At 59.7% G+C, this 23250-nt stretch carries 24 protein-coding genes; 7 read left to right on the top strand and 17 right to left on the bottom strand.

Going from position 1 to position 23250, the window contains the following annotated elements; genetic code table 11:
* Nucleotides 1-5: 5 nt before the first annotated feature.
* From ACCC96_RS06795 to ACCC96_RS06760, 8 genes are all read right to left on the bottom strand, one after another.
* Nucleotides 6-716, bottom strand: a complete 711-nt coding sequence (locus ACCC96_RS06795) for an ABC transporter permease (protein ID WP_019648573.1) — start codon at nt 714-716, stop codon at nt 6-8.
* On the bottom strand, nt 713-1441 hold the full coding sequence (locus ACCC96_RS06790) for an ABC transporter permease (protein WP_413695285.1): 729 nt from the start codon (nt 1439-1441) through the stop codon (nt 713-715). The genes ACCC96_RS06795 and ACCC96_RS06790 overlap by 4 nt, the downstream gene beginning before the upstream one ends.
* Before the next feature lie 56 nt (nt 1442-1497).
* Nucleotides 1498-2280: a transporter substrate-binding domain-containing protein gene (locus ACCC96_RS06785; protein WP_413695284.1), complete on the bottom strand. Its 783-nt coding sequence runs from the start codon at nt 2278-2280 to the stop codon at nt 1498-1500.
* A 290-nt stretch (nt 2281-2570) separates the two neighbouring features.
* Nucleotides 2571-3338, bottom strand: a complete 768-nt coding sequence (phnE, locus tag ACCC96_RS06780) for a phosphonate ABC transporter, permease protein PhnE (protein ID WP_413695283.1) — start codon at nt 3336-3338, stop codon at nt 2571-2573.
* On the bottom strand, nt 3335-4162 hold the full coding sequence (phnE, locus tag ACCC96_RS06775; RefSeq protein WP_018925641.1) for a phosphonate ABC transporter, permease protein PhnE: 828 nt from the start codon (nt 4160-4162) through the stop codon (nt 3335-3337). The genes phnE (ACCC96_RS06780) and phnE (ACCC96_RS06775) overlap by 4 nt, the downstream gene beginning before the upstream one ends.
* Nucleotides 4156-4953, bottom strand: a complete 798-nt coding sequence (locus ACCC96_RS06770) for a phosphonate ABC transporter ATP-binding protein (RefSeq protein WP_019648578.1) — start codon at nt 4951-4953, stop codon at nt 4156-4158. Before ACCC96_RS06770 ends, phnE (ACCC96_RS06775) begins: the two co-directional genes overlap by 7 nt.
* A complete protein-coding gene (locus ACCC96_RS06765) occupies nt 4950-5801 on the bottom strand; it encodes a putative selenate ABC transporter substrate-binding protein (protein ID WP_413695282.1) in 852 nt (283 codons plus the stop codon). The genes ACCC96_RS06770 and ACCC96_RS06765 overlap by 4 nt, the downstream gene beginning before the upstream one ends.
* A gap of 265 nt (nt 5802-6066) precedes the next feature.
* Complete coding sequence (locus ACCC96_RS06760) at nt 6067-7008, bottom strand: LysR substrate-binding domain-containing protein (RefSeq protein WP_413695368.1); 942 nt, start codon at nt 7006-7008, stop codon at nt 6067-6069.
* Between the two features lie 131 nt (nt 7009-7139).
* On the opposite strand from ACCC96_RS06760, the gene ACCC96_RS06755 reads away from it, so the two are divergent.
* Nucleotides 7140-7415, top strand: coding sequence for a DUF2798 domain-containing protein (locus ACCC96_RS06755; protein WP_018925645.1), 276 nt, complete (start codon nt 7140-7142; stop codon nt 7413-7415).
* A gap of 151 nt (nt 7416-7566) precedes the next feature.
* On the opposite strand, the gene ACCC96_RS06750 is transcribed toward ACCC96_RS06755, so the two are convergent.
* Entirely contained in the window at nt 7567-8229 is a 663-nt protein-coding gene (locus ACCC96_RS06750; protein WP_413695367.1) for an NADPH-dependent F420 reductase, read from the bottom strand.
* Nucleotides 8230-8330: 101 nt separating this feature from the next.
* On the opposite strand from ACCC96_RS06750, the gene ACCC96_RS06745 reads away from it, so the two are divergent.
* Nucleotides 8331-9227 carry a LysR family transcriptional regulator gene (locus ACCC96_RS06745; protein ID WP_019648580.1) on the top strand — a complete coding sequence of 299 codons (897 nt, stop codon included), beginning with the start codon at nt 8331-8333 and terminating at the stop codon, nt 9225-9227.
* Nucleotides 9228-9364: 137 nt separating this feature from the next.
* On the opposite strand, the gene ACCC96_RS06740 is transcribed toward ACCC96_RS06745, so the two are convergent.
* A complete protein-coding gene (locus ACCC96_RS06740; protein WP_413695281.1) occupies nt 9365-10177 on the bottom strand; it encodes a DeoR/GlpR family DNA-binding transcription regulator in 813 nt (270 codons plus the stop codon).
* A gap of 222 nt (nt 10178-10399) precedes the next feature.
* Here ACCC96_RS06740 and ACCC96_RS06735 point away from each other — a divergent pair, with 222 nt between their 5' ends.
* The 3 genes from ACCC96_RS06735 to ACCC96_RS06725 all read left to right on the top strand — a co-directional run bounded on the left by ACCC96_RS06735 (nt 10400) and on the right by ACCC96_RS06725 (nt 13447).
* Entirely contained in the window at nt 10400-11680 is a 1281-nt protein-coding gene (locus tag ACCC96_RS06735; protein WP_413695280.1) for a haloacid dehalogenase-like hydrolase, read from the top strand.
* A gap of 269 nt (nt 11681-11949) precedes the next feature.
* Entirely contained in the window at nt 11950-12579 is a 630-nt protein-coding gene (locus tag ACCC96_RS06730) for a hypothetical protein (RefSeq protein ID WP_413695279.1), read from the top strand.
* Between the two features lie 289 nt (nt 12580-12868).
* The gene (locus ACCC96_RS06725) at nt 12869-13447 is read left to right on the top strand and encodes a hypothetical protein (RefSeq protein ID WP_413695278.1); all 579 of its coding nucleotides are present in this window, start codon (nt 12869-12871) and stop codon (nt 13445-13447) included.
* Here the strand turns inward: ACCC96_RS06725 and ACCC96_RS06720 are convergent.
* The 7 genes from ACCC96_RS06720 to ACCC96_RS06690 all read right to left on the bottom strand — a co-directional run bounded on the left by ACCC96_RS06720 (nt 13436) and on the right by ACCC96_RS06690 (nt 19994).
* Nucleotides 13436-13747, bottom strand: coding sequence for a hypothetical protein (locus ACCC96_RS06720; RefSeq protein ID WP_081628191.1), 312 nt, complete (start codon nt 13745-13747; stop codon nt 13436-13438). The genes ACCC96_RS06725 and ACCC96_RS06720 overlap by 12 nt on opposite strands.
* Nucleotides 13748-13978: 231 nt before the next feature.
* The gene (locus tag ACCC96_RS06715) at nt 13979-15010 is read right to left on the bottom strand and encodes an HlyD family secretion protein (RefSeq protein ID WP_413695277.1); all 1032 of its coding nucleotides are present in this window, start codon (nt 15008-15010) and stop codon (nt 13979-13981) included.
* Between the two features lie 6 nt (nt 15011-15016).
* A complete protein-coding gene (locus tag ACCC96_RS06710) occupies nt 15017-16513 on the bottom strand; it encodes an MFS transporter (RefSeq protein WP_413695276.1) in 1497 nt (498 codons plus the stop codon).
* Nucleotides 16514-16584: 71 nt separating this feature from the next.
* The gene (locus tag ACCC96_RS06705; RefSeq protein WP_413695275.1) at nt 16585-18111 is read right to left on the bottom strand and encodes an efflux transporter outer membrane subunit; all 1527 of its coding nucleotides are present in this window, start codon (nt 18109-18111) and stop codon (nt 16585-16587) included.
* A gap of 106 nt (nt 18112-18217) precedes the next feature.
* A complete protein-coding gene (locus tag ACCC96_RS06700; protein ID WP_413695274.1) occupies nt 18218-18619 on the bottom strand; it encodes a cupin domain-containing protein in 402 nt (133 codons plus the stop codon).
* A gap of 73 nt (nt 18620-18692) precedes the next feature.
* Nucleotides 18693-19172 (bottom strand): carboxymuconolactone decarboxylase family protein, encoded by a 480-nt coding sequence (locus tag ACCC96_RS06695; protein WP_018930043.1) that lies wholly within the window; start codon nt 19170-19172, stop codon nt 18693-18695.
* Between the two features lie 72 nt (nt 19173-19244).
* Complete coding sequence (locus tag ACCC96_RS06690; protein WP_111455145.1) at nt 19245-19994, bottom strand: SDR family oxidoreductase; 750 nt, start codon at nt 19992-19994, stop codon at nt 19245-19247.
* A 226-nt stretch (nt 19995-20220) separates the two neighbouring features.
* Between ACCC96_RS06690 and ACCC96_RS06685 the strand changes: the two genes are divergently transcribed.
* Together ACCC96_RS06685 and ACCC96_RS06680 are read left to right on the top strand one after the other, a co-directional pair.
* The gene (locus ACCC96_RS06685) at nt 20221-21795 is read left to right on the top strand and encodes a winged helix-turn-helix domain-containing tetratricopeptide repeat protein (RefSeq protein ID WP_413695273.1); all 1575 of its coding nucleotides are present in this window, start codon (nt 20221-20223) and stop codon (nt 21793-21795) included.
* A 13-nt stretch (nt 21796-21808) separates the two neighbouring features.
* On the top strand, nt 21809-23242 hold the full coding sequence (locus ACCC96_RS06680) for a mechanosensitive ion channel domain-containing protein (protein WP_413695272.1): 1434 nt from the start codon (nt 21809-21811) through the stop codon (nt 23240-23242).
* Nucleotides 23243-23250: the final 8 nt, after the last annotated feature.

Raw genomic sequence — 23250 nt, 5'->3', positions numbered from 1 at the left:
CTGAATTAGTGAGCCGGGCCGAGGAAAGACAACCAACGGCGTTCAGCCAGGCGGAACAGGCCGACCAGGGAGAACGTGACTGCCAGGTAGATCAACGCGGCGAGGCCGAACGATTGGAAGGTCAGGAAGGTCGCCGAGTTGGCGTCCCGCGCGACTTTCAGGATGTCCGGGATGGTCGCGGTGAAGGCCACGGTGGTCGAGTGCAGCATCAGAATCACTTCGTTGCTGTAGTAAGGCAGCGAGCGACGCAGGGCGGACGGCATGATCACGTAGGTATACAGCCTCCAGCCGGTCAGCCCGTAGGCTTTGGCCGCTTCGACTTCACCATGGTTCATGCTGCGAATCGCCCCGGCGAAGATCTCCGTGGTGTACGCGCAGGTGTTCAGGGCGAAGGCGAGGATGGTGCAGTTCATCGCATCGCGAAAGAACGCATCCAGTACTGGCTGAGCACGCACCGCGGCCAGGCTGTAAATGCCGGTGTAGCAAATCAGCAGCTGGATATACAGCGGCGTACCGCGAAACAGGTAGGTGTAGAACTGCACCGGCCAGCGCACCCAGACATTGCTCGAGACCCGGGCAATCGACAACGGGATCGACATCACGAAGCCGAAGAGGATCGAGGCACTGAGCAGCCAGAGGGTCATGGCCAGTCCGGTGATGTGATTACCGTCCTGGAACAGAAAAGGTTTCCAGTATTCCTGCAGTAGCTCGATCATCGAACGGCCTCCCGGGTGCCTGCGGCGTAGAAGTTTTCCATCCGGCGCAAGACGTAGTTCGAAACGGTGGTGATCACCAGATAGATCAAGGCGGCCAGAATCAGGAAGAAGAACAGCTGATAGGTGCTCTTGCCCGCGTCCTGGGCCACCTTGACCAGATCGGCCAGGCCGATGATCGACACCAGCGCGGTGGCCTTGAGGATCACCATCCAGTTATTACCGATGCCCGGCAGGGCAAAACGCATCATTTGCGGGAACACCACCAGGCGAAAGCGCTGGGCGCGGGTCAGGCCGTAGGCGGTAGCCGCTTCCATCTGCCCTCGCGGTACGGCAAGGATGGCGCCACGGAAGGTTTCGGTGAAATAAGCCCCGTAGATGAAGCCCAGGGTAATGACCCCGGCGCTGAACGGGTTGATCTCGATGTATTCCCATTCCATGAAGTCGGTAAACGAGGACAGCCAGGTTTGCAGGCTGTAGAAGATCAGCAGCATCAGCACCAGGTCCGGCACCCCGCGAATCAGCGTGGTGTAGGCCTGCGCAGGGACGCGCAGCAGTGCCGATTTCGAAAGCTTGGCACTGGCGCCGATCAGGCCCAGGCCAACGCTCACCAGCAAGCACAGAAAGGATAATTTGACCGTCATCCAGGAGCCTTGCAGCAACAATGGGCCGAAACCCTTAAGGCTAAAGTCTGACATACCAAGAATCTGCAATAGGTTTTCTAGCATTGAGCAGCCCTACGTCAAATCAAAAAAGCGCCCATCGGGAAATGGGCGGAGGGTCATTATTTGCCGCTGTAGAGATTCAGATCGCCAAAGTGCTTCTGCTGGACAGCCGCATAGGTGCCATTGTCGTGCAGTGCCTTGATACCTTTGTTCAGCAAGGCCTGGAGCTCGGCGTTGCCTTTGACCAGACCCACGGCGGTCTTGGCTGGAAGCAGGGGATTTTCGACCGGTTCGCTGACTTGGAAGTCGGCGCCTGGTGGCGATTTCAGGAAGCCCAGTTCGGCTTGCAGCATGTCCTGGATCGAGGCATCGAGGCGTCCGGAGATCAGGTCAGCGTACACCTGGTCCTGGTTGGCGTAGGCCTGGGTCTCTACCCCGGCCTTGTCCAGCACGGCCTTGGCGTAGGCTTCCTGGATGGTGCCTTGCTCGTAACCGACTTTCTTGCCCTTGAGGGAGGCCGGATCGGTGCCGATGGCCGCGCTTTTCTTGAATACCAGCGCGGTCGGGCCAGAGAACAGCTCGTTCGAGAAATCGATGACTTTCTCACGCGCCGACGTGACGGTCATGGAAGAGATCACGCCATCGAACTTGTTGGCCTTGAGGCCGGGAATCATGCCGTCGAAGTCGCTTTCAACCCACTTGCACTTGACCTTCAGCTCTGCGCAGATCGCGTTGCCCAGGTCGATATCGAAGCCTGCCAGGCCACCATCGGCGGCCTTGGACTCGAACGGCGCATAAGAGGGGTCGACGCCAAAGCGCAACTCCTTGTACTCCTTGGCCAGCGCAGAACCGGCAGCCACACACAAAGCCAATGCAGAAAGAGTGAGAAATGCTTTTTTCATTATTTTATTCCCAGGGACCATCGAAAGCGCTTGTGCCGCAAGAGCGCGTGTACTGCGTTGCGAAATGTCCTATGCACACGCAAGTACTTGTACAGACAAGCATATGCAATCACCCGGCCAATTCGCCGATTGGGCGTTTGAGAAAACGCGTACAGCGCTCTGGGATGGGCTTGGCAGGCAGGTGAACGCTGGGGGGAGGCAGCCTGCGGGGCTGTTACCTAAGCAGGTTTTTACACCCGGCTGGGGTATGCGGTAACAAAGTGTGGGTTAAGGGTGCCGACTTTCCTGGCTCAAGCCTTGACCCAACGCTGACGGCTCCAGCTACTCAATGTATCGACGGCCAAGACCAATAACAGCATCGCCAGAATAACCGTGCTGGCTTGAGCTTCCTGGAACAGGCTGAGGCTGACATAGAGCATTTGCCCCAAACCACCGGCGCCGACGAAGCCGAGCACACTGGCCATGCGGATGTTGTTTTCCCAGCGGTACAGGATGTACGCCAGTAGCTGTGGCAACAGGTTGGGCAGGGTGCCGTAACAGAAAGCCCATACGGCATTGGCGCCCTGCAAACGGATCGCGTCGGCGGGTTCGGGTGGGGTATTTTCCAGTGCTTCGGCGAACAACCGGCCGAGCACGCCGGTGGTGTGCAGGGCTAATGCCAGGGTGCCGGCGTTGGGGCCGAGTCCGGCGGCCAGGACCATCAGCGCGGCCCATACCAGTTCCGGCACCGCGCGCAAGGCGTTGAGCACCAGGCGTGACGCGCTCTGCAAAGGCCAGCCGTAGCGCCCGGCTGCGGGCAATGCCAATAGCAGGCCGAACACCGCCGCGAGCAGGGTGCCAAGGGCCGACATGGCCAGGGTTTCCAGGGCGCCGTGGCCGATGGCTTGTAGATGGCTCGAGCTCAGGTCCGGGCTGAGAAAACGCCGGGCATAAGCGCCCATCTGCTTCAGGTTGCCGGTGCCGCCGAGCTCGCCGAGGTCGATGCCCAGGTAGTTGAACGAGGCGATGACCGCTGCGCCGATGCACAGAAGCAGTGCCAGGTTGAACAGGCGATTCATGTCAGCCTCCAGCGCAGCAGGCGGCTGAGTTGATCGGCGAGCAGCACCAGGACGAGGAACGTCAGTAACAGACTGGCCACTTCACCGCCGGCGAACATGCGCAACGACAAATCCATTTGCTGGCCCAGGCCGCCGGCACCGACGAAGCCCATCACCACCGAGGCGCGGATTGCGCATTCCCAGCGGTACACCGTGTACGACAGCAGTTCCGCAGCGACATTGGGCAGGATTCCGTAGCAAAAGGCCGCGAGCCGACCACTGCCGGACTGCAGTAGCGCGTGTACCGGGCGCTGGTCGACCGACTCGAAAATTTCCGCGTAGACCTTGCCCAACATGCCGCTGTAGGTGATGGCAATGGCCAGTACCCCGGCCGTCGGGCCGAGGCCGACGGCGCGCACGAACAGCAGGGCCCAGACAATTTCCGGCACGCTGCGCAGGAAAATCAGCAAGCCGCGTATGGGCCAACGCAGCAGTTGCCCCCAATAGCTCGGGTGGCCTGCGCGGGAGGCAGCAGACAGCGACAGAGCACGACTGGCGAGCAGGCCGGCGGGAACAGCCAACAGCAACGCCAGGGCCATGCCGGCCGTGGCGATGGCCAGGGTCTGCAGGGTGGCTTGCAACAACAGCTGGATGAACTCGTCGCCATGGGCCGGTGGCCAGAAGGCGGATACAAACCGGCCCATCTCGCTCTGACTGTCACTCGCCACCAGCACGCGGAGGTCCAACTCGCTGAAGCGGATGCCGGGCCACAGCAAGGCAAGGGCCAGCAGGGTGAGCAGCAGACGGGGCAGGGCGGCCGGATCGCGGGTGTCAGACGTCAGCATCGGGGGATCTGCACACTCAAGGGAGCCGGAGGAATCGGCGAGGATTGCAACTGCTCATTGGCGTAGAGCTTGTCGAGCAGCTCGCGGTCGACGGCGCTGGCCGCAAGGTCGAACAGGATCTGTCCATCACGCAAGCCGATGATGCGCGAAAAGTGCGCCAGGGCCAGCTCCACCGCGTGCAGGCTTGCGACCAGGGTGACGTTCTGCTCCCGGGCATGGCGGCACAGCACCGAAAGCGTGTGCTGGGCCAACACCGGGTCCATGGCCGATACCGGCTCATCGGCCAGCAACACCTCGGGCGCTTGATATAACACGCGGGCAATGCCTACGCGCTGTAGCTGTCCACCGGACAGTTGCTGGCAATGCGCGAACAACTTGTCACTCAGGTCCAGCCTGGCCAATGCCGCGCGTGCGCCCGGAACATCCAGCGGATGCAGCAGGTTCAGCAGGCTCTTGCCCAGACCCCACTGACCCAGCTTGCCGGCCAGCACCGCGGTGACCACGCGCTGGCGCGGGGGCAGGGGAGGCGCCTGATGAATCAGGCCGATGCGCGCGCGCAGCCGCTGACGCTGACGGGCAGAAAGCTGCCAGACGCGCTCGCCGAGCACCTGCAGCTCGCCGTTGCCCGGTCGCAGGGCGGTGGCCAGCAGGTTGAGCAGACTCGACTTACCCGCGCCGGACGGGCCGATGATCGCGACCTGTTCGCGTGCACCGATGTGCAGATCCACGCCACGCAGCGCCTGGACACCGTTGGCGTGGGTAAGGCTGACCTGGGTCAGATGCAATGTCATTTGAGCAGTTCGGCGGCGCGTGCGGCTTCCTCGATGCCCTTGTAGTTCTCAGGCTTGGTTTCGATGAAGCGGCTGGCGGCCTGCAGGTCCAGAATCTCCTTGTCCCTCGGGTTCGCCGGATCGAGTGCAAGGAAGGCTGCCTTTATCTTGGCTGCCAGTGCCGGGTCGAGGGTTCCGCGCACCGTCCAGTTGTAGTCGAAATACGCTGGGGTGGTCGAAAACACTTTGACCTTGGTGGTATCGACCTTGCCGGCGGCGACCAGTTTTTCCCACACGCTGGCGTTGAGCACCCCGGCGTCGACCTTGCCGGCCTGGACCCAGGCAACGGTGGCGTCATGGGCGCCGGAGTAGCCCACGCGGCTAAAGTACGTTTCCGGCTTGATGCCCTCCTTGAGCATGAAATAGCGCGGCATCAGACTGCCGGAAGTCGAGGACACCGAGCCGAAGGCAAAGGTCTTGCCCTTGAGATCGGCGAGGGACTTGACGGCTGGGTCGGCGGTGATGAATTTGCTGGTGAACTGGGCGTCCTGTTCGCGCTGCACCAACGGAATGGCATTGCCGGTTTTCAAGCGTGCCTGCACGAACGTGAAACCGCCCAGCCAGGCCAGATCGATGCGATCGGTAGCCAGTGCCTCGACCACCGCCGGATAGTCGCTGACAGGTACGAACTCGACCTTCATGCCCAATTGTTGTTCCAGATAGGCGCCAAGCGGCTTGAACTTGCGCAGCAGTTCGGTAGGGGCTTCATCGGGAATCGCGCTGACTTTCAGGGTCTCGGCGGCTTGCGCCAGCAGGGTGCAAAAAGACAAGGACAAGCCGACGGCCACTGCCAGGGTACGCTTGAGCATGGAACATCTCCGGTGCATTTACGAAAGAGTGTCGAGGCGCCTGGCACACGGTGATTGCTGCGTGGCGCTTTGTGAGGGTAGCCGAAATGGAGCGAAATTGACTGCTTTTGGGCTATTGCGGTTTATTGCGAAGGGCGGCATACGACCTGAAGCTGCCCGTTGAATCAGGCTGCAATCGGCCGCAGTCACCGGCAAGCAGCAGTTCGTAATTGTTATCCGATGCAAAGTTTGGCCATTGAATTTATAAAGGCGGCAAAGCACCGTATCAGGACGCCGTAAAGGTATTTACCATCGGCCAGCGCATTTCCAGATGTTCAGTCAAATAATTCATAAAAGCTTTGACCTTGGGTGTGATGGCGGCGCGTTCCTGGACGCATACATAAATATCGAGCGGTTCAGCGTAGGCATAAGTTGAAGCGTGGCGATGTTCAAACAGAGGAACGAGTTGGCCACTTTCGATAAAGGGCGCCGCCACGAACTCCGCCAAACGGGTTATTCCCGCGCCACGGACGGCCATTTGGGCTAGAGCGTCAACATCGTCGCTGATTGCGGTCGCATTGAGAGTAGCGTCGTAACGTTGTCCATCCCGGATAAAACCCCAACGTAGAAAGCGTCCGTCTAGCGGGTAGCGAAACGGTAGACAGGCGTGGTGCTGGAGTTCTTCAGGATCGCGTGGCCAGCCGGCTCGTTCCAAATAGATGGGTGACGCGCAGATGATAAAAGGGACTGAAACGATCTTGCGAGCGACGATCCCCTCTTCTAGTTGTGGTTTTATCCGCAGGCTCAGATCAATGCCTTCTTGAATATGATTAATTTTGCGATCTGTGGTTGAGAGTTCAAGTGTCAGGCGTGGGTAACGTGCAGCGAAGCCGGCGATTAGTGGCGCCAACACATGCCGCCCGAAAGCGGAGGTAGAAGCGATGCACAGTCGCCCTTGGAGTTGAGTCTGCGCGCTGGTGATCGCGCTTTGCGCCGATTCGAGATCACGCGCTATACGTTTCACTTTTTCGTAGTACACCATGCCGCTTTCGGTTAACGCCATGCTACGCGTGGTGCGCTGGAGAAGGCGCGTACCCAGGTGGGTTTCCAAGCGATTTAGGGTCTGGCTAATGGCTGCCGCACTGACGCCCAGGGTTTTGGCCGCGCCCACGATGGAGCCCGCTTCAACCACCTTGATAAAGCTAGCAATCGCCCCTAACAGGTTCATCTTTGTTCCAGCGAGAAGAGTCATTCATAAGATTTTATTTATAAAGCAACCACTGCTAGCCGTCTAGTTGCTAATTTTTGATCTTGCTATGGTGTTCATCACCTACTAATCGAAGATCAAAAAGGTCTGATATGAATCCAAAAACATCCTCTAAAGCTCTATTTTTCAACCAACGTAAGCTCTCGGTTCGCGCTACGCCTTATGTTTTCGCACTGTATATGGCCACCATCATGGCGCTCTTGATGTCATTCGTGATCACCGCGGCAAATTCCGGTATTGAGAATGATTACCTAAGTAATGCGCTGCACGCCTATAAATTGGCCATGCCAGTGGCATTCCTGTGCATACTCGTCGTTCGCCCCATTGTGCTCAAACTGGTGTCTTTGACTGTACACCCACATCGTTAAGGGCGGCCGCTTGCGGCCCAATTGATGGGGCGTTGTGGACAACCTTATTGGGTCGACTGTTGCCGGCCGTCACAGGTCGGAGTCGACCTAAAGCTGACACTGTCCGCAGTCAGCTCCAAGCCTTCTCTCGATCCAGCAGGTTGTGGGCTATTCAGCGGCGCCACGATCCCTCGGGCAATTCGACCTGCCGATGGGCCGCAGCCAAGGCAACCTTCAGCCCCTCTTTATCCAGCGGTATGCAGTAGGCGGGTTTAGCCCGTTCGAATCGCCAGCTTTCATCAAGACTGCCCGCATCTACCGCGTCGAATCCAATCTCGTCCAGTAACTTGATCACCAGCGCTTTCGCCGCCGGATCATCCGCCGCGATCGGCAGTGCGCGTCGGTCGGGCGCTGCTTTCGGACGCGCGTCTTGCACCAGGTCCTGGGCGAGGATTGCATTGAACACCTTGACCACACTGGAGTGGGGCAGATGCTCGGCGAGCAGGCGGCTGGTGGTGGTTTCGAATCGGTCGAGAGCGGCAATGTGACCGTCGCGCTCCGGGTAGTAATTATTGGCATCCAGCACAGTTTTGCCCTCTAGCCACTTGGCCGGCACGCTTCGGTAATGCTCAAGAGGAATTGCCACGAGTACAACTTCGCCAAATTGTGCTGCGTCCTCGATAGTGCCGACCTGACTGCCAGCAATGCCACTGCGCACGCTGCTCATGGTCTGCGGCCCACGTGAATTGCTGAGCATCGCCTCGTGTCCCGCGGCGATGACCAATTGCGCCACTGCACGTCCGATGAAGCCTGCCCCGATAATGCCGATACGCATGTCCTTGCTCCGCTGATTAAGTAAGAAGAAACCATGATGATTGCCAACCAATGGCAGATAAATAATCATCGACTACTTAGTCTCGTTACCAGGAGTGTTGAATGATGGACCGTCTGACGAGCATGGGAGCGTTTGTGATGGCGGCGGAATCCGGCTCCTATGCCAGTGCTGCCGAGCGATTGGGCCTGTCGGCGCAGATGGTGGCCAAGCATGTTGCCGCGCTTGAGCAGCGGCTAGGTGCGCGGCTACTGAACCGTACCACCCGACGCCAGAGCCTGACTGAGTTGGGCAGCGCTTACTACGAACGCTGTAAGCACATTTTGAGCGAGGCTCAGGCTGCCGACTCCCTTGCGCAGATCATGAACGACACCCCGCGCGGCAAACTGAAAATCAGTGCTCCCGTCACGTTCGGCTCCTATAGCCTCATGCCTTTTGTGACGGAGTTTTTGCGTCAACACCCGGAAGTCGAAATCGATCTGCATTTGACCGATCGCTTCGTCGATCTGGTGGAGGAGGGTTATGAGGTGACTTTCAGAATTGGCCCGTTGACCGCGTCCAGTTTGACCGCCAGGCCGTTGGCGCCTTATCGGTTGGTAGCCTGTGCGGCACCGAGCTACCTGGCCGACCGCGGAGTGCCGCAAATACCGGATGATCTGAAGAACCATGAGTGTCTGGGGTATGCCTATTGGTCCCGGCCGGCCGACCGCGAATGGGTATTCTGCAAAGGCTCCGCAGTTGAACGGGTACAAGTCGTCAGTCGATTGCAGGTCAATGAGAGCAAAGCACTGCTGTCGGCAGCGCTGGACGGGTTCGGGATTGTCCTTGGTCCGGAAGACTTTCTTGAGCCCGCGTTGCGCAGCGGTGAGTTGGTTCGACTGTTAGCTGATTACGAAGCACCGAGCCGACAAATGCATTTGCTCTACACGGCCAATCGTCAGAGAACAGCCAAACTCCGACGATTTATCGAGGATGCGCTCGCCCGCTTTGGTGCTCCTTGAGCAGGCTTTTGAGTTGTCTCAACCGCATTGAATGGTGATTAATCGCGGTCGCAGGCCGCGTCGTGCAAGATCTACCCGGTTGCGCCGCACTAGAGCATCACGCTGCGTCAATGCCTGTTGCAACCGCCGAGCCACTGCTACGCCAGGACAATACGTTTGAGCTTGGCGTTCAGTGCGGCGAACGCCGCTTCGGTACTGGCCTTGTGGTTGGTGATAAGCACGTCGATGCGTTCTGGCGGGCAGAAAGCGACGCGGCTCTCCACGCCGATCTTGCTGTAGTCGGCGAGGATGACCACGCCTTCGGCATTGTCGGCCATGGCGCGCGCCACTTCGGCTTCGCGGTGGTCGTAGTTGCTGGCACCGCGCTGGGCGTCGATGCCGACGGGCGATAACAGCGCGAGGTCGGCCCGATAGCGGCCAATTTCCGCCACCGTGGTGCCGCCAACCGTAGCGGGAGCACGGTCGCCGAGCGAACCGCCCAGTACGATCACCTCGTTGTGCTGGCCGCCTGGCACAGCGGGATTACGCAATTGCAACGCCACGTTGAACGAGTTGGTGATCACGGTCAGCCCTCCCAGCTTGGCCAGCTCTTCGGCGAGGATGACGGTGGTGGTGCCCGCGTCGATAAACACAGTCTGTCCGTGCGACAGCAGACTGACCGCTGCGCGCGCGAGGTCACGCTTGAATTTGACGTTGATGTTCGCCCGCTCGGCGATGGGCGCTTCGTCCTCAACGCGGATGGCGCCGCCGTGTATCCGCTTCAACTCCCCCTGTTCTTCCAGAGCGACCAAGTCGCGTCGCACCGTCTCGCGTGAAACGTTCAGCTCCGTGACGATGCGGTCGGTGGTGACGCGCTGCAAAGTCGATAGCAGTGCGCGGATCCGCTGGTAACGCTCTTCTTGCCACATACCGGGTGTCCCTGCTGTTCGAGTCGCTGTCCGAGCACGCATTGTGGAGAGGCGTCAGTCGCTGTCAAGTTTGGCGCGGCCTCATGATCATTGGGCTGGCGCAGCCTGCGCGTCATATTTGTGTGATATTGAGGCATTATTGTTTTTTTGTGTATTTGGAGCTAGCCTCGTGGCCGGACGGTTTCTTCCCCTCGTCCGCATTTCGAAACACGCTTTCGCCATCGCCTCGGTTGTAACCTCTCATCTAGAAGTAGGAGCAATGCCATGCAGCGTCGCCAGTTTCTGAACACCCTCGCCACCGTTTCCGTTGTCAGTCCGCTGTTGTTGTCATCCCGCATAACGCAAGCCGCCACGCCCCCGGCCACACCAAGTGCGCTGGACCCGGCGCGCTGGTCGCCGCTCAACCAAAAGCGTCTGCAGGCGGTGATCGATGAGCACGGCGTCAAGAGCGCGTCCTACCGCCCTGACCAGCGCCCGTACGCGGTGTTCGACTGGGACAACACCTGCATCATGAACGACTGTGAAGAAGCGCTGCTGGTCTACCAGATCAATCATCTGCAGTACAAGCTGACGCCCGATGAGTTCGCTGAGGTGGTGCGTCAGGACGTGCCGAACGGCGCGTTCATGAAGGACTACGCCACGGTGGACGGCAAGCCGGTCAAGATGGAAGACATCGCCAGCGACGTAGAAGCGGATTACCGCTGGTTGCACGCCAACTACAAGGGGCTCGCCGGCGACAAGAGCCTGGAAGAGATTCAGGCCAGCGAGCAGTACAAGGATTTTCTCGCCAAGCTCTACTTTATGTACGACGCGATCTGCGACAGTTACCCGGTGGAGATCGGCTATAAGTGGATTCTGTATTTCTACAAGAACATGACCACGGCTGAGTTGCAGGCGATGGCCGAGGCTTCCAACAACTACGCCATCGGCGACGCACTGCGCAAGGTCAAGTACGAGAGCTCACGCACGTTGCCGGGCAAGGCCGGGGTGGTGGCGGATACGCACTTTCATGGCATCCGCATCCATGAGGAAATCCGCGGCCTGATGCACACGCTGCGCGCCAACGGCATCGACGTCTATGTCAGCACCGCCTCGATCGACGATGTGGTACGCGTGTTCGCGGGCAATCCTCATTACGGATACGACGTGCCGCCTGAGAACGTGATCGGCCTGCGCATGGCGATGGAAGGCGGCAAGTACACCACTCGCTATCAGCCGGACTGGCACTTCAACTACGGGCCGGGCAAGACCGTCGGCATCAAGAACGTGCTGGTTAAACGGAAGGGCTATGGCCCGGTGTTGGTGGCTGGCGACAGCGATGGCGATGCCTGGATGCTGCGCGACTTCAACGATACGGCGGTGGGGGTGATCGTCAACCGCATGAAGAAGGGCGAGATCGGCGCCGACAGCCAGCAGGCCGCTACCCAGTTGGGCACCCCGAACGCCCGCTTCATCCTGCAGGGGCGCAACGAGCACACTGGCCTGATGATTCCAGACGAGAAATCGCTCAAGTACGGTAAAGACGAGCTTAAGCTGCTGGCTTGATGGCACTGGCTCGCGGGTGGCCGGCGGCCATCCGCGAGCCGCAGTGCAACTCGCCTTGTACCTGCGGGAATGATGATTCTGCGCCGGAAAGTCGTTACCGCTACCGGCCCGAGTGAGTCAGTCGTATCGAGTCAAAATTGTGAGTGGCCCTGGAATTACGAGGAGCGCCCCACAGACCGCTTTTTGGCCGTTTGCAGCCGGTCGCGAAGGGCAGAAATTCATCGCGTTCACTAAGATCTGAGGTGTTGGTAGTCAAACGGAGGCGCGCAATGAATCGGTCATCGCTATTTTTCGGATCGTTCAGCATCGCCTTTAGCGCGACAGCCGCTGTTCCACCGCCCATGGGCCCATTCGATGTGATCGAATGGCCGGCCACTCTGAAGGAGGCCCCTTCGCAAGGCGCTACGCTTGGGGCGTTCGTCATTCAATTCGAGAAAACAACGCTAGCGCAGGTGTTGAGCGAAGCTTCCGTTGGCACCCTCGCACATCGAGGCGATGCAGGTGCAAGTGTGTATTGGTTGTGCTTCACCCAGCCAAGTGTCGGCGTGCGGATATGGATTATCTCGAATGCCGAGATGGGCGGGGACAGCCACTATGTGACCAGTGTCGTCGCCGAAAAACTCAAGACTGCACAGCCGAGCAGTGACTGTCCTGCGTTACCGGCACAGTTGCATCCTGTGTCATTTGCCAATCACCTATGGCCAGGTTCTACAGATATAGATATTCAAAGAGTGCTCGGGATGCCTTCACATCAGAATGGCGCATGGCGGACTTTCGACTTCCAGGGCAGAAAGCAAGGCAAGTGCGAAGGCGGATACGACGTGTCTAACTGGCTGTGGACCCGGTCGGACAACGGGCGCGTCAACAGGATTGATGCGGGTCAAACAACCAGCTGCTAGCCGCACTGTTGATATCGCTTCTGGCCAATAGCTGCTTCTGATCAGAGGCAGCTTCACGTACTGAGGCAGTCAGACAACGGATATGGCCACCTTGAACGGCTGCCTATGGGCTAGAGGCAGGATGAATAAGCCAGACATATTGCGCCAGCAGTGCCGCAATCAAACCGATGTATGCGGGTGACGGACTTATGAAATAGTGCTTTGTAAAGGCGTACGGGGCCACATGTAATAGTCATGTGAGCCGCGCATGAGGCGGCTTTCAACCCAGAATGGATGCGACGGACAAACAATGAACACTGCTCAACTATCGATTCGACAGTACATCAAAGCCAAGGACGGCAACCGTCCACATTTGTTGCACCAGGCCTTTACGCCAGACGCGATCCTGGACATGGTCGTGCGCACCGGATCCATCTCGTTTCCACCCCACGTCGAAGGCCTTGGGCCTATCGGTGATGTGCTGGTCAGGCGGTTCGGCCAGACCTTCGAAAACGTCTATACCTTCTGCCTGGGACACCCACCTGAACCGCAGGCCAAAACCTTCCAGTGCAAATGGCTGGTCGGCATGTCCGACAAGCACTCCGGCGACGCCCGGGTCGGTTGCGGTCTGTATGAATGGCAGTTCAGCCCCGAGTCGGGACTTGTCCAGAGGCTCACTATCACCATCGAGCACATGAAAACCCTGCCAGCGACTGATCTGCACTGCATCATGGAGTGGCTATCGCATCTGGATTACCCATGGTGCCGCCCGCAAGCGTTAGTGAGCAATGCTCCAGACATAGACACGCTTGAAGAGGTGATCCAGTACGTTACGGCCAATATTCCAACTCGCTCCTCGCCGGTGGACGGGTCGTCGCTATCTCAATAGTCGCTCAACCTGCGCCAACTCCCAGGTGCTCAGCAAACTGACCGGGTCAGTGCCGTAACGCCAGGCCTGGAGCGTGCCTTCGCGACCGTCCGGACTTCGGCAGTGTTGGCAGTGGTGCAAGCGGTTGCCGTCGAAGTCGAGGGTCAGACGCCAGCCTTCGATATCGACCTGTACCTGACCGGGTTCACTCGGTTCGTGGAGGCGCCGCAACGGGAGGACTTCCAGGGCGGCGTCTCGCAGGCGTTGGCAGACTTCGCGGGCGGTGAGGGCGGGTATCGGGGTTAGGCTCTGCAAGGTCATTCTCATTCTAGGGAGTAACTTTTGGAGCATTGTAGCGGTCGTTTAGCCGCATTAAACAAGACTTCCAAACACCCCAACCTCCCCGTAGGAGCTGCCGAAGGCTGCGATCTTTTGATCTTGATTTTTACCAGGACCGCCGAAGATCAAGGTCAAAAGATCGCAGCCTTCGGCAGCTCCTACAAGGGGATTTGTTTCGCCATTCCGCTATCTGTGGCTCCGGTGGGGTGTCATTTACCGGATACGGATTTTCGGTGTCACGGACATTCCGACTCGCAGCTTCGCCGCCGCGGGCTGATCGGGATCGATGCGAATGCGTACAGGCAAGCGCTGGACGATTTTCGTGAAGTTGCCAGTGGCGTTGTGTGGCGCAATGGCGGAGTAGGTGACTCCGCTGGCCGGTCCCAGGCTGTCCACCGTTCCTTGCAGCGTCTCGCCCGGCAAGGCATCCACCTCGATATCCACGGCTTGACCCTTTTGTACGCGCGCCAGTTGCGTCTCCCTGTAGTTGGCCGTGACATAGACGGCATCAAGCGGAACAATCGCCAGCAAGGGTTTTCCGGCATTGACGAAGGCGCCGATACGTACCGATTTCTGCCCGATCGTGCCGCCGATCGGCGCAGTGATGCGGGTATAGGAAAGTTTCAGCTCTGCGGTGGCTTGTGCGGCTTGCGCGTGAGCAAGAGCCGCCCTGGCTTTCTCCAGATCAGCTTTCAGGATATCCACTTGCTGCCGAGCGGCCTGTAAACCTGCCTGGCTCGTTTCCCCACGGGCCTGTTGAATGCTCAATTGCGCTTCGGCCTGTTGCCGCGCTTGCACCGTTCCCGAGCCGTCGGTAGCCAGGTTGCGATAACGGGTCTGATTGACGCTGGCCAGCTTGAGCGCAGCATCGTCTGCGGCAACGGCCGCTTGGGCCTGGCGGATGGCGGTTTCCTGCTGAATCAGGTGCGCTTGCAGGCTGGCGATGCCGGCCCGGGCACTGGCGACCTCGGCCTTCGCCGCGTTCAGGGCCGCAACGAAATCACGGTCGTCAATGATCGCAAGCAGATCGCCTTTCTTGACCAACTGGTTGTCTTCGACCATCACTGAGTCGACCGTTCCCGACACCTGCGGTGAGACCGTGGTGAAGTCGGCGTGGACATAGGCATCGTCCGTGGACTGGGTCGATGCGCTGGATTCGGGGCGATTGAGATAGAGAACACCGCCGATCGCCACTGCAAGCAGTAGCACCGCGCTGATGATCCTGGCTTTCTTTGGCAAGGCCATGATGGGTTATCCGTGTGAGGAAGATGAAGGAGAGGAAGAGGGCGAGACCACACGCACATCGGGTGCGGGGATGTAGGTCAGCCGCAGCACCAGAGGAATCAATACCAGCGCCAGAATGCCCAGCACGCGATAGGCATCGGCGATCGACAGCACCAGCGACTGCTGGCCGATGAGGTCCATCAATTGGGAAGGCTCAAGCGCCAGGGCGTTGTCTGCCAGGGCCGCATGGTCCAGCAGCAATTCCCCATGGAAACGACCACGCACGGTCATCAGCTGTCCGACCACTGCCGCACCGGCCAGTGAACCGAAGGCGCGCAGGGTGTTGATGGTGCCGGACACATATGGTCCTTCGGGGGGCTGCACAACGCTGGTGACCAGAAACAGCATCGATACCACCGCCATTGGCTGGCCGAACGCTTGCAGCGTTTGCACCACGACGAACTGCTCGCGGTTCCAGTCGGAGGTCAATTGCGCGCCGCAAAAACACGCCAGCGCGATCAACAACAACCCCAAGGCGAACACGAGGCGCGCATCGATCCACTTCTGATACAGCAGCAGCGCCACGACAGGCCCCAGTACCAGTTGCGGCAAGGCGACGATCAAACCGATCGATGCCATTTGCAGGGGCCGGTAGTTCTGCAAAGGGCCGAGATAACTGGCCGGCAAGAGTGAGCTGGACATCAGCACCACCAGCAGGCAGACGAACAGAATGCAGCCCAGTCCCAGGTTGCGGCGGCCGAGGATCTGCAATTTGATGAACGGTGAGGGGTGATACCACTCGGTCAGCAGGTAGACGGCCAGCAGGGCCAGCCCGGCCACCAGCGATAACGTGATCAAGGGCGAATGAAACCAGTCCAGCCGCACGCCTTGATCCAGGGCGACGGTGATCAAACCGAGCGCCGGCACACCGCAGGCCATGCCGGACCAATTGGCCTGCCCAAAGCGTGGGATCTGGATGGGCTCTCGTGGCAATCCCCATCCGACCAACAATCCGGCGATGAGGGTCAGGGGAATGATCTGCCAGTACACCCAGCGCCAGTCGAACAGCCCATCCGTCCAGTACCCGGCCAGCCAGATCGAGAGATTGGGCGCGAAGGTCGCGGTCATCGCATACAGCGCCAGCCCATACAGCCGTATGGGCGCTGGCAGGAATTTCAGCGCCGCCATCATCAACAACGGAATCGTCGTGCCGCAGGCAATGCCTTGCACAAAGCGCAAGGTCAGCAGCAGGTTCAGATCGTGGATGAAGGGCAGGATCACCGCCAGCAGTGCACAACTGCCGAGCATCCACAGTTCGAAGCGACGCAGCGAAAGCGTAATGGCGAACCACGCCGCAAAGGGCATGGCAATCAGTTCCCCGGCGCTGTACGCGGTGGTCAGCCAGGAGGCATCGTCGAGGCCAAAACCGAGTGCACCGCGTACATCGGCCAACGCCAATGCGCCGACGCGGGTGTTCAAACCCGCCATCATGGCCGCGAGAAAAATCCCGACGAGACCTGCCATTGGGCGTATCGAGGGCTTGGCCACGGGCGCTGCGGTAGCAGGGACGCCCGCTGGCGACAACGCGACGCCGTTCATTGGTCGGCCTTCGAGGGTGCAGCGACCGGAGACGCGAGGGCAACCGATGGAGGTGCCGTCGAATGATCGATGCCAGCCTGTGGGTCCCAGCCGCCACCCAGCGACTTGTAGAGGTTGACCACGGTGAGCGTGGCGTTGGTTGCGCTGTCATTGAGACTGGTTTGGCTGGCAAGCACATTGAGCTGCGCCGTCAGTACGCTCAGATAGTCCGTAGCGCCTTGCTGATAGCCGCGTTCGGCAGACTGCAGTGCTTGCTTGTTCTGTTCATACGAAACCAACAATTCACCGTGCCGGCGTTGTTGGGCCGCCCAGGCATCCAGGGCGTTGTCCACTTCATGCCAGGCTCGCAATACCGTTTGCCGATATGCCAGCGCGGCGGTTTTTTGCCGTGATTCGTTCAGGGCCAGGCGTTGCGTCAACCGTCCCCCCTGGAAGATCGGAAGGTAAACCGTCGGGCCTACGGAAAAGAAGCGCGAGTCCCAACTCGCGAGATCGCTGCTTTCGAAGGCTTCCACGCCGACTTTTCCTTTCAAGCCGATGCGTGGGTAGAAATCAGCCTTGGCCACACCGATGGCGGCTGTCGCGGCATGCAGCTGGGCTTCGGCGCGCAGGATGTCGGGTCGCCGGTGAGCCAATTCCGAAGGGACGCCGACCGGTACGCGGGTCGGCAGCGACGGCAAGGGCATGGCGTCACGCAGTTGCGCATCGAGCGCGCGTGGCTGTTCTCCCATCAACAACGCCAGCGCATTCATCAGGGCGTTGCGGCGCTGGGTCAGTTCGGGAACCAAGGCCTTGATCGTCGCCAGTTGCGCGCGAGCGGACGAGGTTTCGAAGCGCGTCGCGACGCCGTTACGCTCGCGGCTTTCGGCCAGGCCGAGGGTGCGTTCGGCAATCCTCAGATTTTGCTGCGCAATGTCCAGTTGTGCCTGCGTTCCGCGCAACTGCAAATAGGTGCGCGCCACTTCGGCGGACAAAGCCACCCGTGCCGCTTCGCGGTCATACACCGTGGCTTCCAGGGTCGCCGCAGCACCTTCGCGCGTGCGCTGGGCACGGCCCCACAGGTCGAGCTCCCAACTGGCATCGAATCCAAGCTGCCAGAAATTATCGGGGGCAGTAGGCGCTCCCAGGGCGGCGAACTTGCCATGTTCGCTGAGCCCCTCACGCGTGTAGCTGGCATTGGCCGCCACGCTGGGCAGCAACAGCGAGGAGGCGATGCCCAGTTGCGCCCGGCTTTGTTCAATGCGTTCGGAGGCTATGAGCAGATCAAGGTTGTCAGCCTGCGCACGTGATTGCAGCTCGGCGAGCACGGCGTCGTTGAACAACAACCACCACTGGGAGGGCACTGCGGCGTCGGAAGTCAGGGGGATGCTTGGGTGGTCCTGTCTGGGCGCCAGCACCACTTCGCGAAGACCATTCTCAGGCTTCACGAAATCGGGGCCGACCATGCAGCCGGCCAGCGAGACGGCGCCTAGCGTTGCGATTGCGCACTGCCGAAATTGTGAAAGCAGCCGTTGAGAAGTCATTGCAGCGTCCTGTCGAGGAAGGGATCGCCCCAGGCCGATATCGGATGATGTCGGCCGAGCAGGGCGTCACCGAGCACGCAGCTGGCCGCGTGTGCGGGCGGTGCTGTCAGTGCACCGGAGTAAAAATGGGCTTGCTCTTGTCCTTCAACAGGACGACCAGAAACTTGGCGGGTTTGGTGAGGCTGGCGTTGCGCCCGACCGTGTGGATGTCGTCCGGGCCTTCGTAGAAGGTCTGACCCGGTGTCAGCGTGACGGATTCGCCACCGCGCACACCCATCACAATCGAACCCTCCAGCACATAGATGAATCCGTGTGCATTGTGCCGATGCACGGGATCGCCTCCACCCGGTGGAAACTCCACCGTGATCATCACCGCTTCCTTGCCGGGATAGTCCGCCAGTGCTTTGGTCATCAGCGGTGTTACCTGCGCCGGTGGCAATGCCTCCTGTGCGCCGGCGGTGCCGGTGGTCAACAGGAGCCCTATGGCGAAGGTTCTGAAAATGGACATGGCGTGTTCCTCGTTGTCGATTAGTAGATGGCGCAGCACCCTGGCGGGGCTGCGCCTGTGTGCCGATGCCTGATCAGGACAGGCCGGACTTGTCTACGCCGAATGCCTTGTCGTACGAGCCGGGCACGACCTGGAAGCCCACGTTGATGCGATTCCAGGCATTGATCGACATGATCAGGAAGGTCAGGTCCGAAAGCTCTTTCTCGGACAGTTGTATACGAACACGCTCATAGAGCTCATCAGGCACGCCATGGGCGGGAATCTGGGTGAGGATTTCGGTCCATGCCAAGGCCGCGCGTTCGCGTGGGCTGAACAGCGTTGACTCACGCCAGATGGCGACATGGTGGATCCTGAGGGGCCGCTCGCCATGGATCGTGGCTTCCTTCACGTGCATGTCCACGCAGAAGGCGCAGCCGTTGAGTTGCGATGCCCTGATATCCACGAGATCGCGCAGCGACTCCTCGATGGCGCATTGCTTGAAGGCAAGGCTGAACTCAACGAACTTCTTGAACAGCTCCGGGGATTGCTTCTGGTAATCGATGCGCTGGGTCATGGTGAATCCTCTGTGTGAGAAATACGTAGGTGGAGATTCGATAGCGTCCTGCCTGGCTGACTGGCGCGGTCCTTAAGCCGATGTGCGGCTGAGCCAGTTCAGGAAGCGTGTCGGACCGATGTGCGCGTCGTCGCCCGCGACCAGGGATCGATCATTCAACTCATCGCCGAAGTAGCGCGCATGCACGTCGGCGATGACCTGCCGCTTGTCGTGGTGCGCGGCAAGAAACTTGCGCGCCAGTTCATCGAGAGGGAAACGATCAGGTCCGCCCACTTCGACGATGCCATTGACCGGTGCCCCGACCGCGAGATCGGCCAGCACCGCCGAGACGTCATCCGAGGCGATGGGCTGGATAAGGGCAGGCGAGAGGCGAATCGTGTCGCCGTCGGCACCCGAATTGACAATGCCTTCGATGAACTCGAAGAACTGCGTCGAACGCAGGATGGTGTAGGGGATCTTCGACGCCTTGATCAGCGCTTCCTGGGCGACTTTTGCCCGGAAGTAACCGCTTTGCGGAAGACGATCGGGGCCTACGACAGAGAGCGCGACATGGTGCTCCACCCCAGCGGCCGCTTCGGCTGCAAGCAGGTTTCGACCGGACGTTTGAAAGAACTCCATGACGGCCCGGTCTTCAAACGAGGGAGAGTTCGCCACATCGACGACGACCTGAGCACCGGCAAGCGCTTCGGCCAGCCCCTCGCCAGTGAGGGTGTTCACGCCCGTACGTGGCGAGGCCGCCACCGTCTCGTGTCCATAGAGACGTAGCCTGCTGACAATGTTCGACCCGATCAGTCCGCTACCGCCAATAACGACAATTTTCATGTCCCGCTCCTCGGTTGGGTGTCGATCAAATTCGTTGCAGTGATCGATGTAGGGAGCATGCTCGCCAGCCGGGCGCGATACTTTGTCGAAGCCTTGGGTTTCCATTGAATTTGGCTTGGCTATTTGTCCAGGAACCCGTGTTATAAATCACGTCGCCTGGTCGCCAATCGTCGGCCGGTAACCACGGGCATGTGCCCGGCGCGTGAGTACGGGACAGGAGCCCTGAATGCTATTGGTGTTTGATGACTGCGTGCTCGACCTGGACCGGCGAGAACTCCTTCGGGCCTCCCAGGTCGTTGCCACTGCGCCCCAGGTTTTCGACCTGCTGGTTTACCTGGCGCAGCACCGCGAGCACGTCGTTAGCCGGGACGACCTGATCAATGCGATATGGACTGGCCGAATCGTCTCGGAGTCGACCCTTGCCAGCCACATCAATGCGGTGCGCAAGGCGGTCGGTGACAACGGTCAGCAGCAGCGTGTGATTCGAACGGTGGCCCGCAAGGGATTCCGGTTCGTCGCCGACGTCAAGTCGCTGGATTGCGTTGGCCTTCCAGGCACCGAATCCGCCCCCTCGGTTCAAGCTTCTGCTCCCGAGCCGGCGCTGCCGGCCAAACCGTCCATTGCGGTCTTGCCGTTCGTGAACTTGAGCGGGGACGAAGAGCAGGATTACCTGGCCGACGGCGTGGTAGGGGACATCATCGCGGCGCTGTCGCAGTATCGCTGGCTGTTTGTCGTCGCGCGCAACTCGAGCTTTACCTACAAGACCCGTACGGTGGACGTGAAACAAGTCGGTCGCGAACTGGGCGTTCGCTATGTGCTGGAGGGCAGTTGGCGCAAAGCCAACAATCGCGTGCGCATCACCGCCCAGCTGATCGATGCGACAACCGGGGCTCACCATTGGGCGGGTCGTTTCGAAGGTGTGCTGGGAGACATCTTCGAACTGCAGGACCAGATCACCGAAAGCGTGGTTGGCGCGATCGCGCCAGAGCTTGAGCGGGCGGAGATCGAACGTGCCAGGCACAAGCCCACCGAAAGCCTCGACGCCTACGATTATTACCTGCGGGCAATGGCCAAGCTTCATCATGGCACCCGGGAGGCCATCGACCAGGCGCTGCCGCTCTTCCATAGGTCCATAGAGTTCGACCCGGATTTTGCATCGGCCTATGCGATGGCGGCCTGGTGTCATAGTTGGCGCAAAGCCAATCGCTGGATGACTGATCACCCGCGGGAGGTCGCTGAGGGTATCCGACTCGCTCGCCGGGCAGTGGAGTTGGACAAGGGCGATGCGGTCGCTCTCACCAGAAGCGGCCATACGCTTGGCTATCTTGCCGGCGACCTGCGGGGTGGCATTGCATTGCTGGACAAGGCACTCGTGCTCAATCCGAACCTCGCCGCCGCGTGGTTCCTCGGCGCGTTCCTCAGGCTCTGGCACGGCGAAACCGATGCAGCCATCGAGTACTTTACGCACGCCATGCGGTTCAGCCCCCTCGACCCGGAGCTGTATAGAATGCAAGCCGGAATGGCAGTCGCGAATCTCTTCGTGGGGCGCTTTGATACGGCGTCGTCATGGGCAGAGAAAGCACTTCGGGATTTGCCAGGTTTTCTGTTGGCCGTCGCCATCCTCGCAGCGAGCCATGCGCTTGCCGGACGGATGGCCGAAGCGCAGCGTGCGATGGACCATTTGCGTAAGCTCGATCCTACGTTACGCCTCAGCAATATCTCTGATTGGCTACCGATCCACCGGCCGGAGAATCTCGCCACACTGGTGGACGGTCTACGCAAAGCGGGACTGCCGGAATAAAGGAGAATCATCCATGTTCACGTTCTTGCAGGCTCACCCCTTGATCTGCGCCGCCACCCTGATAGTGATTGAACTGGCGCTCTGGCAGTTCATTGGTGCCTCGCGGCGAAACCTGCGGATGTGTGTGCGCGTCGGTATTTTTGTGCTGTTCTGCTGGGTCATGCTGTCTGTCGGTATCAGCCCCTTGCAGCCACCACTCTGGCCGGAGGATCCGGTACTGAACCTGATCGCCACGGTGTTGGGCATCAGCTGGTGGCTGTTTGCGGCCAGAGTACTGACGGTGATCCTGGGCAATGGCCTGATCTCGCGCGCCGGTCACAACGCTCGATTTCTCTACGATCTGATGGGGGCGTTGATTTTCCTGATCGGCATTGTCGGCGCCGCGGCCTATGTCTTGCAGCTGCCGGTCAAGGGCTTGCTGGCAACTTCCGGGGCGATGGCGGTCATTATCGGTCTGGCGGTGCAAAGCACATTGAGCGATCTGTTTTCAGGCATCGTGATCAACACCACCAAGCCTTACCAACTGGATGACCAGGTTTCCATTGATGGTACTCAGGGGAAGGTCGTTGAGATTGACTGGCGCTCGACGCATTTGATCACCGAGATGGGCGGCATGGCGGTGGTCCCCAACTCTCTGGCAGCGAAAGCGCGAATTATCAATTTCAGTCGTCCCGGAAATGTGCACGGGGTCAGTGTGATCATTGCAGTACCCAGCAGCGTGCGTCCGCGCCGCGTCATTGATGCCCTGGAAAAAACCTTGCGCGGGACCCAGGCGTTGTTGCCCGGGTTGTCCGCTAAAGTTTCGGTAAAGAGCTCTCATCTTGAGTACACCGAGTACGAACTCAAGGGCTATATAGCGTCGGATCAGAACAAGACCGAAGTGTGCAACCTGATGTTCGATCTCGCCCACCGTCACCTCGAAGCGGCGGGTGTCTCCTGGGATGCCGGTCAGGAAAACCAACCCTGGAACCGTCAACGCCAGTTACTCGAGGACGTGCGTATTTTCCGCTCGCTGAGCAGCGATGAGCGTGAACGGCTCGCCAGTGACATGACCCCAGTGGACTATCAGGCTGATGAGGTGATTCTGGCTATCGGTGAGGTTGCCGATTGCCTGATGGTCATCAGTACCGGGGTGGTCTCCGTCTCGATTCACGATGGTGAAAAACTGATTGAGGCCATGCGTATGGGGCCGGGGGAGGTCATGGGCGAGGAGGGGATTCTCGCCGCAGGTCCTTCGCGAGCGGAGTTTCGCAGTATCACCAGTGGCCGACTTTTCAGGATTGAAAAAAACACGCTCGAAAACCAGTTAGAACACCTCAGCGATTTGAAGTCTGCCCTGAGCACTCTACAAGACAAGCGCCTGGAAATCCGTCAGGCCGTGGTCATGCAAAAGCCCGTAGAGATCAAGAAAAGCGGGTTGTTGCACTGGTTGCTGCAACGGAAGTGAAAATCGCC

The sequence above is a fragment of the Pseudomonas sp. Pseusp11 genome (assembly GCF_047304405.1).
Classification (GTDB): domain Bacteria; phylum Pseudomonadota; class Gammaproteobacteria; order Pseudomonadales; family Pseudomonadaceae; genus Aquipseudomonas.
Note: the sequence above shows the minus strand (reverse complement) of the source record. Positions and strands in the feature narration are given on the sequence as shown.